The sequence below is a fragment of the Microcystis aeruginosa NIES-843 genome, from assembly GCF_000010625.1.
GTDB classification, from domain to species: domain Bacteria; phylum Cyanobacteriota; class Cyanobacteriia; order Cyanobacteriales; family Microcystaceae; genus Microcystis; species Microcystis aeruginosa.
In genome coordinates this window covers 1535503-1550091 of the sequence record NC_010296.1, presented here as the reverse complement: position 1 = coordinate 1550091, position 14589 = coordinate 1535503, and the positions used below count along the sequence as shown (strand labels likewise).

Sequence of the window (14589 nt, the reverse complement as noted above, 5' to 3'; positions counted from 1 at the left end):
TTATCAAGGTGAAGAATTGTAAATTTTTTTGTCAGAAAAAATCAATTATTGAAAATGTTCTCAATAGTAGTTTCTACAATGAAGGTTTTTTGTCAAAACATCTTGGGGAATGTATAGCACTTTTCACTTTACTGAGGTATCGACAAGTTTTGCCAACAAAGGGCTTAAGCCCCTTGCCCATACCTCATTCTGATGAAAACTGCTATAAAAATACATAAAAGTATATGAAGATGTGCGGAATGTCGGATTTAGGCGTTGCTGATTTGAGATATGAATCTTCTTTTCTGGTATTTTTAAAACCTAGAGCCAAACTAACTTTTGCATCTGATGCAAAGTTGGCATTCATACCTTGATTCAGCAACGCCTAAACTGGTACAAGTGTATGAACAGATGCCTGTAAGCATCCCACCGAAAAACTAATGCGCTCCGGGGTTTGGGGAGTAGAACCCCCTAAAGATTGGGATTGAGTGATAAAATCGGAAATAACGCCCAGTTTTAGCGGAGAGTTTCCCTTTCAAAATCCCAACTCAGTAGATTGACAAAAATTGAGCTGCAGCCTCGGTTCTGATCACCGATCACTGAAATCCCTAAAATTAAGCGACAATGTAAAGTAAGGTAAAACTTTCTGGACAAATTCTTATTATGGTGTTATTCGGATTCGGAAAAAAATTAACTTTGCCCACAGCAAGGGAAGCACTACCCGGGCGATCGGAAAAAATGCCCGTACCTAGCACCCACTACGTTAACGGTCATCCTTTGCAGCCCCCCTTTCCAGGCGGTATGGAAAGCGCAATGTTTGGTTTAGGCTGTTTTTGGGGAGCAGAGCGGAAATTTTGGCAATTAGAAGGAGTTTACACCACGGCCGTAGGTTATGCGGCTGGTATCACCCCCAATCCCACCTATCAGGAAGTCTGTACCGGCATGACTGGGCATAATGAAGTGGTCTTAGTGGTCTATGATCCCAGTGTGATTTCCTACGAACAACTGTTAAAGGTTTTCTGGGAAAGTCATAATCCCACCCAAGGAATGCGTCAGGGTAATGATACGGGGACTCAGTATCGATCGGGTATCTATACCTATAGTCCCCAGCAAAAGCAATTAGCGGAAAAATCCCGATCGATCTACCAAGAAGCTCTCAATAAAGCGAACTACGGTCAGATTACCACGGAAATTCTCGACGCACCTGAATTTTATTATGCTGAAGTTTATCATCAGCAGTATTTAGCGAAAAACCCCGGCGGTTACTGTGGTTTAGGGGGAACGAAAGTGGAATGTCCGCTCGCTCTTGATCTGAAGTTAAATTAAGTAGGGTTAGGAGTCAGTTATCAGTTATCAGTGATCAGTGATCAGTGATCAGTTATCAGTTATCAGTTTTCAGTTTTCAGTTTTCAGTTTTCAGGTTTCAGTTATAATTTAGATCATAAAATATCTTTTCTTTTTTGCAACCAATAGGTAAGGAGAAAATAAATAAGGGAATGAAGAATTAATACTCCCCAATTCAATAACAAATTATTGATAGATAATTGATAAACTTGATTGGTATCCTCAAAGGGTAAAGGGAGCTTAAAAGTATTTTGTTCTTTCGCTTCTGCAATCATAGCTTCCACCTCTACTAATACCCCATAGGCACCAATCGACCAGCGACTAATCATCAACCATGATAGATATTTTCCCAGACCTTCTAAGTTAAATAATACCCCAGCAAAGATAATCTGAGGGATTAAAATTAAAGGTAAGGCGCTATTTGCTTGGGTGATGTTATTAACCCCAGCAGAAATTAATAAACCGAGATTAATCGCCGCAAATATAGTTAAAAATGTGGTAATAAAAAAGCCAATTAACCAGGTCATTAATTCCGGTTGTTGGTCAGTAAATCGCCAAAATATCACGCAGATAATTACAATTGTTTGCAGAAAAGCTAAGGCTGCTAAAACCAGAATTTTTGAGAATAAATAGGGTAATAATCCCAGATTAACTAATCTTTCTCGCTGATAAATTGCTGATTCTTTGACAATTTCCTGTAGGGAACAGGCAAAACCTACCCACAGTTGCGCGCAGGTAAAAACAAAGAGAGTTTTTAAGGCTAAAGGTGCGGATTGGATAGCATCTTCAAACCTGGGATTATCCCCCAAAAATAAAGGATTTTTGTCCCCTGAAACCACGGCCATTAAGAAAATTCCAATCGGGGCGGTTAATAGGTATAAAATTAAACTAAATTGATCACGGATAATTAACTGGCTATAGCGTTGACATAAAACCTGTAGTTGCGACCAAAAAGATTGTTGAACCTGTTGCGGTTTACTATGATTTTGCTGAAATATTTTACCGATTCTTGCTTCAATATTATTTTTGTAGTAGTCGGATTGTTGGAAACGTTGACATTCTTGCTCAACTTTTTCGCTAGTTTCCAGATGAATATAAATATCGGCAAAATCCCCCTGAGGTAAAGAGAAAAAATTTAAGGCCTCCCCCGGAGAACCAAAATAACATAAATTGCCCCCTTGACCAAGAAAAACTAATCGATCGCAGAGATTGATATTATTAGTAGCATGGGTAACTAGGAGAATTGTTCTGCCTTCTTTGGCCAATTTTGCCAGCAATTCCATCATCTTTTTATCTAAACCGGGGTCTAATCCCGAGGTGGGTTCATCTAAAAAGAATAATTTGGGATTGGCTAATAATTCTACCGCAATACTCACCCTTTTTAACTGACCACCGCTTAAGTCTCTGACTAAAGTATTTCTTCTTTCTAATAATTCCACCTGCTGTAGGGTTTTCTCGATCACTTCTTGGCAATTAAGATCCGGAGGTAGCCTTAATTTAGAAGCATAATATAACACTTCTCCCACGGTTAAATCCCTGTGAACGATATCGTATTGGGGAACATAACCGATTTGGGTGCGATAGATATTAAAGTTCTGGCGCAGCTCTTCCCCATTCAGATAAACAGTTCCCGAGGTGGTGGGTTCAATTCCTAATAAAGTCTTTAAGAAAGTCGATTTTCCCGCACCACTTCCCCCGACAATCGCCACTAATTGACTCGGTTCGATCGGTAAGGAGATATGATTGAGAATTATCAACGGTCGTTTCTTTTTATCCCGCACCATCCTGACGATATCTTCGGCATCCAGACGGATATTATCCCCCGTATCTAATAAAACTAAGTCATCTCCCTGCAACCGAAAACTATAGGGTCCGATTCTCACCGTACAACCATTGGTTAAAATGGCACTACCCGATACTTTTTCTCCGTCGATAAAGACTCCATTGGTGCTTTTGTCGTAGAGAATATAACGATTCTGGTTATCGCTATCGATAATCGCGTGTTGTCGGGAAATTGTCGGCGCGTCTAAAACCACAGTAGCAGCATTATCTCGTCCTAAAACTACACTGCGATTGCCTAGGGAAACCGATTTAAAAGCTAAAGGTGGGCTTTTTACTGGTTGGTTAGGATGATAATAGGTGATCTTGACCGAATTTTTGACATCTTGACCGATATGAATCTCATCCCCATTTTGTAAAAGATAGCCATCTTTGGGAGTAATCACGCGATTATTGATAAAAAGTTGATTGGAACTAGGATTAGTCCCGTCTCCATCGTAGATATAGTAATCATCTCCCTGACGACGAAAACAAGCTTGTACTCGACTCACCACCGTCCAGTGTTGGGGAACAACTAAATCCACCTGTTGACCATCCCGCCCCAATTTATAATTAGGACGACTCAGATTAATAGAAGGGAGAAATTCTCCCTGATTGTTAAGAATAATGTAGGGTTCTTGACTAATAACCGTTTTAATGTTGGGAGAATTGGTCATAAAAAGTTGATCGGTAGATGGCGTTCGCGGGGGACAGTAAGAAGCTAAGATAGAATTGATGTCTCGATCGCTACTGTTAACCTCAGAGTCTGGAACGAACTCTAGAGATCATGTTAGTAAAACTTCTTAGGATCGATCGAGCTTGTCTAAATTCCTATTCCTAAGACCTATCCACAGGTTATCGTGCTGTTAGACGATGGTTACAACTCCTATTTCTCCTACCGCCAAGGTTTCTAAAGTCGAAGGTATCAAAGAACGCAGTAATTATCTACGAGAACCTTTGGCCAGTGAACTCCTCGAAGATACAACCCATTTTACCGATGCGGCGGTGCAGATCCTCAAGTTTCACGGTTCCTATCAACAGGATAATCGCGACAATAGAGCCAAAGGTCAAGAAAAAGACTATCAAATGATGTTGCGTACCCGCAGTCCGGGGGGTTTTATTCCCGCGCAACTATATCTTACCCTCGATAGTTTGTCCGATCGCTACGGTAACGGCACTTTACGGGTGACAACCCGCCAAGGCTTCCAATTGCACGGCATTTTAAAGAAAAATCTCAAAGCCACCCTCGGGGAAATTATCCGCAGTATGGGATCCACTTTAGCGGCCTGTGGTGATGTTAACCGCAATGTCACCGCACCGCCAGCCCCCTACAAAAATCGCCCCGAATACGGCTATGCTTGGGAATATGCCAATAATATCGCCGATTTGCTCACTCCCCAAACTGGAGCCTACTACGAAATTTGGCTCGATGGCGAAAAAGTTATCAGTGCAGAAGAAGCGCCAGAAGTCAAGGCTGCGAGACAAAAAGATACAAATGGGATTAACAAAAACGATCCCATCGAACCGATCTACGGTCAACATTATATGCCCCGTAAGTTCAAGATGGGTGTCACCGTGCCGGGAGACAACTCCATCGATATCTACACCAATGACATCGGTTTGGTGGTGATTACCGACGCAAACGGTCAATTACAGGGTTTTAACGTCCTTGCGGGGGGTGGACTGGGAAGAACCCACAATAAGGAGGAAACTTTCCCCAGAATGGCCGATCCGATCGGTTATGTGGACAAAGAAGAGGTGTACGATCTGGTAAAAGCGATCGTGGCAACCCAAAGGGATTACGGTGATCGCGGCGATCGTCGTCATGCGAGAATGAAATATATCCTCGAAGAATGGGGAGTAGAGAAATTCCGCAGCACTGTTGAGGGTTATTTCGGCCAAAAAATTGCCCCCTACCAACCCCTCCCCGATTGGGAATATCAAGACTTTTTGGGATGGAATGAACAGGGAGACGGAAAATTATTTTTTGGTCTTTCTGTGGAGAATGGCCGGGTCAAAAATGAAGGCAGTTTTCAGCTAAAAACCGCCTTAAAAGTGATTATCGAGCGTTTTCAGTTGCCCATGCGCTTGACGGCTAACCATAATATCATTCTCTACGAAATCGAACCCCAGGATCAACAAGCGATCGAGGCGATCCTGAAAGAACACGGAATTATCACCGATCCCGCCGAAATTGACCCTTTAACCCGTTATGCCATGGCCTGTCCCGCTTGGCCCACCTGTGGATTAGCGATTACTGAGTCGGAAAGAATTTTACCCCAGGTGATTGAACGCATTCGCGCCCTGCTTAATCGCTTAGGATTAAGCAAAGAGCAATTTGTCATCCGCATGACAGGATGTCCCAATGGCTGCGCGCGTCCCTATATGGCAGAATTAGGATTTGTGGGTAGCGCTCCCAATTCCTACCAACTCTGGTTGGGGGGAACAGCCGATCAAACTCGACTAGCGCGCCCCTATTTGGATAAAATGGCGATCGATGATCTAGAAAAGGTCTTAGAACCGATTTTCGTTTACTTCCAACAGGATCAACAAAATAACGAAACCTTCGGAGAATTCTGTCATCGAGTCAATTTCCCTGCTTTACAAGCATTTTCAGCCACCTACACACCTAAAATGACCGAAACTACTACCACTGAATCAAAACCCAAACGCGTGCGTAAAAATCAAAACCGTGTCAGCGTCCCCGATGATATGTTTGTCCGTCTCAAGGAAGCTTCGGAAACGGAAAAACGGCCGATGAATCAAATCATCAATGAGGCGCTAGAGGCCTATTTCAGCCAAAAATCCTAATCAGTTACCAGTTAACAGTTATCAGTGACCAGTTGCCAATTGAAGAGAATTAACTTTTGAGAGTTATCTGGGAAGATTACCAATAACTCTTAATTCTCGTATATATCCTCAGTCTATGCTTAAAAATGAATGAGGGAAGTCCGGTCATCTCAATTTGTACGCCTCTGGTGGGAAATTATGACAATCTCACAAACTAAAACAAATCCTTGGCAAAAACGTTCCCGAAAGGATGTTAAAAAATTATCAGATAATGAAATTAATGAAAAATATGAACAAGGTGAACGAAGAATATTATTAGAAATGAATCGAGAAAAGTTGCCTAGTTTTGCTGAGTCTTTAAATAAACCTAACTATGTGAAAAAGCGTCCTTTCTATCAGAGACGGGATCGCTGGGACGCACAAAAACAATCGAGACTAATTGAATCTTTTTTGATGAATATTCCCGTACCTCCTCTGATTCTCTATGAAACTTCCTATAACTCCTATGAAGTAATGGATGGTCAACAAAGAATCACAGCAATTGAGAATTTTTATAATAACAAATTAAAATTAACAGGGTTAGATATCTGGCCTGAATTAGAAGGAAGAACCTATGAAAGTCTTCCTGCAAAAATCAAAGATGGTATCAATCGACGCGCCATTTCAACTATAGTTGTTATTACCGAGTCTCTATCGAATACAGAGGAAGCTTTATCTTTAAAACAACTGGTTTTTGAACGCCTCAATACAGGAGGTGTATCTTTGAGTCGCCAAGAAATAAGAAACTGTATTTACTCTGGGAAATTCAATGAACTTTTATTAAAGCTTTCTGAGAATACTATTTTTGCTAAAGCTTGGGATATTCCTATTGATGATAAAGAAGAACTTAAAGAAAATGGATTTTATAAAAAGATGGAAGATGTAGAATTAATCCTCCGTTTTTTTGCCCTGAGGGATATTGATCAATATACTGGTAATTTATCTAAATATCTGGATAATTATATGATGAAAAAAAGTCTTAATTTTTCCGACGAGAATATCCAAGAGTTCGAGCAAGTATTTAACCAAACTATAGAGTTAGTATCTAACATTTATCAGGATCAGTTATTTAAGCCTTTCGATAGTAAAACCAAAACACATAAATCGAAAGCTTATAAAGTTTACTATGATGCGGTGATGATTAGTTTCAGTAACCATTTATCTGATTATCAAGAATTAATTACTAGAAAATCAGCGATAATTGATGAAACTATCAGCTTATTTACTCAAGATTCCCAGGGAATTACTCATCAAGATAAAAAATTAAAAAAAGGACTTTTCACCGGAGAAGGGGATACCAAAGATGATTTTAAAGCTCGTATTCAAATTTTTGATTCTCTGATTCAACGAGTTCTTAAGCAGAGTATTTGAGAATGTTTGAAGGACTTTTAAATAACCTAAAGGATGAGATAAAGACCATTCGATCAATAATTAATATCAGTGAAAAACTTAGAGAAATTATTGCGGATAATCCTTCACAACTCAACACAGAAGACTTAAAATATCTTCAAGCAAATGCTCCTTTAGGAGACAAGTGGCTAGTTAACGATCATTGTTCATCTATCACAAGGTTATATGCTCTTTACGAAAATTTTGTCGAAAATCTAGTGGGAGATTGGATTATTTTGCTGCCTCAATTATATAGTTGCTATCAAGATTTACCTGAATCTGTAAGAAATAAGCATCAGACTGGTTGTGCTACATTACTGGGCAATGAAAATAAAAGAAATCGCTTCGATTCTCTTTCAGAGAGGGACATTATCAAAAATTTATTTGATACTGAATACAAAAATACAACTAAATATAATCTCACATCAGCTGCTTTTTTGTTACATGAAGCTAATCTGAGAAAAGATCAATTAACCAGACTTTTAGTCGATGCTGGCATATCTGCAACTGATTCTTGGCAATGGATAGAAAATCATAAAAAAGTTAAGAATTTTATTGACAATAATAGTAGGGGTAGTGTGGAAAATGAATTAAAGAATTTTATAGAACTTCGTAATAATTCTGCTCATGGTAAAGAAATAGATACCGTTCTTAATGCCAATGAGTTACTACAATTATGTGATTTTGTCGAAGCTATATGTCAAGCTATGAGTGAATTAGTTCTTTATTGCTTTGTTGATAGGAAGAAAAAGATAGGAAAGCTTCAAAAGATCGGTAAAGTTGTCAATTGGTATCAACAGCAACAAGCTTGCGCTATCAAAATATCAGATGAGCCACAGGAACCCAATAAAAGACTAGAAGTTGGTAAAAAAGTTTTTTTAGTCAGTGAAAATAAAAAAATATGTCAAAATGCTATTATTGAAAGTATTCAAATTAATAAAAATGGCAAAAATACCCCTCGCCGAAGAATTCCAATAAGAGAGATAAAAGATTCTGAAATAGGCTTAAAATTTGACAAAGAAAGTCAAAAAGGATTAGAAGTTTATTTAGTTATTTCGGAATGATTGAAATGAATATAGCGTTTCTGGTAAATGTGAATTATAACCAGATTTGGCATCGTCTCCCCACCCCCCAACCCAAGGTGAGCGCATCTCAAACGCTATTAACAATTGAGATGGCAAATTCTCCTCAAATATGCCTGAATCGCTCTCTGGGTAAGCAACTCACATAAAGTTCATTTTGTCAAGGCTCCTTAAGATGTGCTACCCTGAAGTAGCTATGAGCTCACAGCCATTTTTTATTTAGGGTTGGCTGAATAAATGTGAAATATAGACGAGGTAAGGGGTTTGGGGGACTGTTTGGCCAAGCAGCTGCAAGATTTTCCAGCTAGTGGCTCAAAAACCTGGCATCTTGAGCGGCGATCGCGTCCTGTCGGGGCGAAGCATTTGGCATAACCTATCGCTGAAACCGGAGATTTTCTATCCGAATGCTTCGCCCCTACTTTTTCAGCAAACCCTATCTATCGGCCAACGGAATCAAGTGGCGAGCGATGGCCCATGACTTGCCAAGATGACAGAGCGTCTATAGCTATTTTTCGGGGTTGGAAAGGGGACGATACTGATAGCATTTTTCAAAAGTAATGGCAGATATGGTTAATTGCCCTCACCCCCAACCCCCCCTGCCACCCCGATGTGGGGGGTTGGAGGGGCGCGAGAGGGGTGTAGAATGCCTGCCATGAATAAAGAAAAATGGCATAACCTCATCCCTAAACCTTATTGCCGATTCCATCCAGAAATACTGTTAGGAAGTGAAAATTTATGTCACAATGACTCTATAAGGGCGATTTTTTAGTGATCGCCGAGGCCGTCTATTAATCGAATCGATGTCTTTGAAGAACGTAGCCCCAAACCGGAAACCTGACTTTCCTTTCCCATTCTTGCCACTGCTAGCGGAATTTTTCTCCCTTTTGTGTTATCCGCGGGAATTTTTGAGCTATTGCTGAGATTGGCATTTTGTCACTTCCCGTTAGTTGAATTCAACAAAAGAAGCTGTTTAGGAGCAATTTATGTTACACCGCAAGATTTATCAATTCTGTATGGATGGTCAGGAAGTCTGCATTTTCTTGCGCGATCAGCAAAGATGGATTGATAATGCTCGTATTGTCGATCTAGAAAGCGATCTCGTCACCATTCGCTACGAAACAGAAGAAGAAGACGAAATTAGTTCTTGGGAAGAAATGGTGCGTTTAGAAAGTATTGGTGCGGTGAGCAGAAAACTGGCCTCGGTGTCGCGGACGAATCCTGATATTAATGTCTCGGAAGATTGTCCGGAAGCAGAACAACTTTATCCCCATTCTCCCGATAGCTTAGATTAGTTTTGTCGATTTAACTGACAGTGGCTAGAAGTCCCGCGGTTTTAACCATGGCCAAGGGACTTTTAGGGAATGGAAGGGAAGAGAGCCGGTCAGAATCACCACTTGTTGTAAAATTATCCTAAGTAGTCGTGCAAAATTAATTTCTTGGTTAGGATAGGCAAAAGGCAAGAAGTAGTTAGATATGTGTAATTGATTGTGTCTAGCTACTTAAAAGCCGCCAGATTTTCTCTATTATAAGCTGGAGGAGCAAAATGAATTCTAATCCCTACTTCGCTGCCCAGGATATCTATCAAAAATTTGTGGCAGTAGTAATAGTTTTAATTAGTTGTTGGTTAGTGACTTTTCCGGCCTGCGCCGGAGCCGCCCCTCTAGAAGTTAAAATTAGTCTAGGCTCCAGCCAAGGAGAATTAAAATTCTTTCCTAGTCAATTAGACTTTATTGCCGGACAAAAATACAAATTAATTCTCGATAATCCCAGTCCCACTAAACATTATTTTACCGCTAAAGACTTCGCCGATGCTAGTTGGACGCAGAAAGTTGAAGCGGGAAAAGTGGAGATTAAAGGGGCGATTCACGAACTAGAATTAAAACCTAATGCACAGGCAGAATGGGTAATAGTTCCTCTCAAAACCGGTAAGTATAAATTAATCTGTACTATTCCGGGTCATGCGGAAGCGGGAATGGTGGGGGAAATCGCCATTAATAACCCATGAATTTAAGAAAAATTGTCTCCTTTGCTTTCCTATTATTTATTCCCCTATCGGTGGTCGCTAGTCGTCTTAATTGGGGAGATCAAGCTATTTTTATCACTGCCGCTTTATCGATCATTCCCCTGTCAATTTGGTTAAGTACGGCCGTGGAAAGAGTTGCCGTAGTCACCGGGCCAACTTTGGGAGGATTAGTTAATGCTATCTTCGGCAATACTACCACTTTAGTTATTGCCTTAATTGCCCTAAAAAAAGGCTTGGTGGACATCGTACAAGCCAGTATTACCGGTAGTATTCTCAGCGACTTATTATTATTTATGGGCATGGGAATGCTCACGGGAGGAATTCGCTACAAAGAGCAGGAATTTAAACCGATTTTAGCGCGGGTAAATGGTTCTTCCATGACTTTAGCAGTAATAGCGATCGCTTTACCAACTTTGGTAATATATACTTCTAACGTGGTGGAAGTTGCCGATATTCTCAGTCTTTCCCTAGTCACCGCCACGGTTTTATTAATAGTTTACGGGTTAACTTTATTATTTTCCCTCAAAACCCATAGCTATCTCTACGAAGTGGGATTAAGTAATGAAAATACCCCTGACAATCAGGTTAGTGAGGAAGAAAAAGCTCAAGTCTGGATTTGGTTACTTGTGCTGCTTACTTCCACCGTAGCTGTAGCTTATGAGTCGGATTTATTTGTTGATGTAGTGGAATCGGTGATGGAAGGATTTAATCTCACTCCTCTCTTTATCGGGGTGATTTTCATCCCTTTAATTAGCGATGTTTCTGGAATAGTTACCGTCACTCAATTAGCCCTAAAAAATCAGATGGATTTAACGGTTTCCGTGGCTATGGGTGATAGTTTATTGGTGGCTTTATTCGTGGCACCTTTATTAGTTTTTATCGGTCAATTTTGGCAGCAGCCGATGGATTTAAATTTTAATCCCTTTAACGTGGTGGCTTTGATTGTAGCGGTGATTGTTACTAATTTAATCAGCTTTACTGGTCGTTCCAATTGGTTAGATGGAACCCTATTACTAGCCACCTATTTAATCTTGGCAGTAGCTTTTTATTACCATCCCGCCTAGCCAAAAAAGAGATTTAGGTATTTTCTGATATTTCTGTCTTAGAATGGATCGGTATCACCTTACTGCCGCAGGATTGCTGATGATGAAAAGAGGGTTTTGGTTTGTCGTCGGGTTAGTAGTAACGATAATTCTGCTTCCTTCCCTAGTTCTTTCTAATTCCATCGGTGAACAGGGAATTTATGCCGATCGCCTGCGGGCGGAACCCTATAATTTATTAGGGCGAAAAATTGCCATCGGTCAAGTGGAAATCGGCCGACCGGCTCAGTTCGGTTATGATAAAGTGGCAGCTTGGCGACCTCCCTATAAATTAGCCGGTGTTTTTTTTCGCGATCAAATTGCCAAACCCAACACCTATCTAGATAATCACGCCGCTATGGTGGCAACGGTAATGGTCAGTGATGATAAAAAAATCCCCGGAGTGGCCCCAAAAGCGAGATTATATTCGGGGGCGGTGGGTTCTTTGCGACGGGGCGGACAACCGGAAGAATGTCTGGCTAGTCAAAATATTGCCCGACAAAATAGCGGTGATGTGCGCGCCATTAACTTTAGTTTTGGGGAATCTTTGCAAAGAGATCAACGACAGGAACCAAAATTAGATGGTCAGGCTTTATTAACTCAATGTGTTGATTGGTCATCGCGAGTTGATGATGTTCTTTATGTAATTGCTGGTAATCAAGGTAAGGGAGGAATTCCCATTCCCACCGATCATTTTAACGGCATTACTACCGCCTATACAGCGAAAAGAGAAGGAAAATTTACTAAAGTTGATTTTGCTAATATTAGTGCTTTGCCAGTGGGTATTGGTCGCAGTTTAATTAAACGGGAAATTAATGATGGTTCGCGACGGTCGATTAATTTAGTTGCTCCTGGCAATAAAATAGAGCTTTATGACCTCAAAGGTAAATTAAATACCGTTAGTGGCACCAGTTTCGCCGCTCCTCATATTACAGCATCCGTGGCACTTTTACAAGAATACGGCGATCAACAAATTAATCAAAAAAATCCCCATTGGAGCGTCGATTCTCGTCATCATCAAGTGATGAAGGCAGTAATGCTTAATGCTGCCGATAAAATTAAAGATACGGGCGATGGGTTACGGTTAGGTATGAGACGGACGGTCTTAACTAAAGACCAAAAAACTTGGTTAGAGTCCGATGCTTATAAAGATCCGAAAATTCCTTTAGATATGCAGATGGGGACGGGACATCTTAACACTTTTCGCGCCTACCAACAGTTTAGTAATGGTCAATGGTCGGCCGCAAAATCTATTCCTGCTATTGGTTGGGATTACGCTACAGTTACCGCTAATGGTTATCAAGATTATGCCCTAGAGAAGCCCTTAAAAGCTAATAGTTTTGTTTCGATAACTTTGGCTTGGGATCGTTTGGTTGAACTAATCGATACTAACCGCAATAATCTCTATGATCTCGATGAAAGTTTCCGGGATCGCGGACTGAATAATTTAGATGTTTATCTTTTACCTGCCCAGGAGGATAATAATGCTAAATACACCTGTGCTTCCCTGAGTGATAGTGATAGTTTAGAGCATATTTTTTGTCCTGTCCCCATCTCTGGAAACTATAAAATTCGGGTTCAATATCGTCAACAAGTTAACGAGAAAGAACAAGCTTTTGCTCTCGCTTGGTGGACGGTTCCCGAATAATAAAAATGATAGTAAATCCTGTTTAAAAAGTATAAGAGGCTGAGAAGATGGGAGCGAGTTTTTAAAGTTCGATTGGCAGCTAACGGACTTGGTATAATTTAAATACCGAACAGTCTCTAAGATACACCTCGTTTTCTTTTCGGGATAACATCGTCAGAGATTCCCCAATAATTTGATGCTTGAGACATATTATATAGCAATAATTCGGCTGGCATTTTTTCTAAAATAACTCGGTTGAGATTAGCGGTATTGATATTCATTGCTCCCATCACAGAAGAGCCAAGTTCTTTCGATAATAGCGGAATAACTGCATTACCAATCTCACGAAAACCATGCCATATTGTGCGGTGAAACTGAAACCAATCGGGGAATGTATGTAATCTGGCGGCTTCTCGTACAGTAAGACAACGAGGAATAGAATAGTGAATGGGTCTAGGAGCAGTATAGGCCCCTTTGTCACTATTAGTTCCGGCCCGGAGAGTATTACATAAACCAGTAGGAGAAAGCTTGAAAAAGCGACTTTTTGGTTCCACTGTACCCGGTTCGGTTATGATAAATCTATCAATTGATCTTTGGGTATGAACTGAGCCTATATGTCCATAGATTTTTGTATCTACTGTTCTTTGATGGCAAAGTTTAAAAATATCCCCTGGCTGCACTGAATATTTTTTCCTCTTACCACTATAATCTAATTTTGATGCAGGTATGCCTAAATCAGTATCGATAAAGGCAGGTATTAATTCTAAATCTGAAATCGCATCATAGACGCTGGTAAAAGCTGATTTTTTGGCTGAGTTCAAATCGACGGTCTTGGCTAAGGGATATTTAGCCATCGTCACGTCTTTTCGACTACCAATTAAGATTAATCTTCTGCGCTTTTGTGGTGCGCCATATTCACTGGCATCGAGGATTTTAATTGGCTGATTAATTGTATAGCCAATAGCTTCAAATTCAGAGATTAACTCCTCTAAAAATTGTTTATGTTTACCCGTAGCCATGCCGGGGACATTTTCAAAGATAAAATACTTGGGTTTAATTTCTGCTACAATCCGCAGATATTCAAATACAAGAGAATTTCTAGGATCATCTATTTGTCGTTTACCAATCAATGAAAAACCTTGGCAGGGGGGACCACCAGCAATTAAACTAACATCGGTGGCATAGCCTTTTAGTTTTAATAATTCCAATATTTCTCTACTTGTTACTTTGGCTATATCCCGGCAAATAGTTTGACAATAGGGAAAGTTAAAATGATGAACCAAGGAATGGACTGCATCAAACTCCACCGCTACAGCAATATCAAATCCCGCCGCTTCTAGACCAAGGGACATCCCACCGCAGCCGGCAAATAAATCGATCGCAATTGGTCTATGTTTCACTTTGATGATTAGCTCTCTA

The 14589-nt window shown here is 40.3% G+C and carries 11 protein-coding genes; 9 read left to right on the top strand and 2 right to left on the bottom strand.

The annotated features are described in order from the left end of the window. The first annotated feature begins 642 nt into the window (after positions 1-642). The gene (msrA, locus tag MAE_RS07590) at positions 643-1305 is read left to right on the top strand and encodes a peptide-methionine (S)-S-oxide reductase MsrA (protein WP_012265058.1); all 663 of its coding nucleotides are present in this window, start codon (positions 643-645) and stop codon (positions 1303-1305) included. 113 nt (positions 1306-1418) lie between these two features. Here msrA and MAE_RS07585 read toward each other — a convergent pair whose 3' ends face one another. Then, entirely contained in the window at positions 1419-3818 is a 2400-nt protein-coding gene (locus tag MAE_RS07585; RefSeq protein ID WP_012265057.1) for an ATP-binding cassette domain-containing protein, read from the bottom strand. 196 nt (positions 3819-4014) lie between these two features. Between MAE_RS07585 and sir the strand changes: the two genes are divergently transcribed. From sir to MAE_RS07550, 8 genes are all read left to right on the top strand, one after another. Then, a complete protein-coding gene (sir, locus tag MAE_RS07580) occupies positions 4015-5952 on the top strand; it encodes a sulfite reductase, ferredoxin dependent (RefSeq protein WP_012265056.1) in 1938 nt (645 codons plus the stop codon). A 129-nt stretch (positions 5953-6081) separates the two neighbouring features. Then, on the top strand, positions 6082-7341 hold the full coding sequence (locus tag MAE_RS07575) for a GmrSD restriction endonuclease domain-containing protein (protein ID WP_041803917.1): 1260 nt from the start codon (positions 6082-6084) through the stop codon (positions 7339-7341). Positions 7342-7343: 2 nt separating this feature from the next. After that, positions 7344-8423 carry an MAE_28990/MAE_18760 family HEPN-like nuclease gene (locus MAE_RS07570; RefSeq protein ID WP_012265054.1) on the top strand — a complete coding sequence of 360 codons (1080 nt, stop codon included), beginning with the start codon at positions 7344-7346 and terminating at the stop codon, positions 8421-8423. A gap of 325 nt (positions 8424-8748) precedes the next feature. Next, positions 8749-8919 (top strand): hypothetical protein, encoded by a 171-nt coding sequence (locus MAE_RS33225; protein WP_012265052.1) that lies wholly within the window; start codon positions 8749-8751, stop codon positions 8917-8919. Between the two features lie 505 nt (positions 8920-9424). Beyond that, the gene (locus MAE_RS07565; RefSeq protein ID WP_002757875.1) at positions 9425-9733 is read left to right on the top strand and encodes a DUF6679 family protein; all 309 of its coding nucleotides are present in this window, start codon (positions 9425-9427) and stop codon (positions 9731-9733) included. Between the two features lie 251 nt (positions 9734-9984). After that, positions 9985-10446 (top strand): cupredoxin domain-containing protein, encoded by a 462-nt coding sequence (locus MAE_RS07560; RefSeq protein ID WP_012265050.1) that lies wholly within the window; start codon positions 9985-9987, stop codon positions 10444-10446. Continuing rightward, complete coding sequence (gene cax, locus MAE_RS07555) at positions 10443-11528, top strand: calcium/proton exchanger (RefSeq protein WP_012265049.1); 1086 nt, start codon at positions 10443-10445, stop codon at positions 11526-11528. Before MAE_RS07560 ends, cax begins: the two co-directional genes overlap by 4 nt. A 43-nt stretch (positions 11529-11571) precedes the next feature. Further along, complete coding sequence (locus MAE_RS07550; RefSeq protein WP_041803915.1) at positions 11572-13191, top strand: S8 family serine peptidase; 1620 nt, start codon at positions 11572-11574, stop codon at positions 13189-13191. A 116-nt stretch (positions 13192-13307) separates the two neighbouring features. Here the strand turns inward: MAE_RS07550 and MAE_RS07545 are convergent, their stop codons facing one another. Next, complete coding sequence (locus MAE_RS07545) at positions 13308-14570, bottom strand: DNA cytosine methyltransferase (protein ID WP_012265047.1); 1263 nt, start codon at positions 14568-14570, stop codon at positions 13308-13310. Positions 14571-14589: the final 19 nt, after the last annotated feature.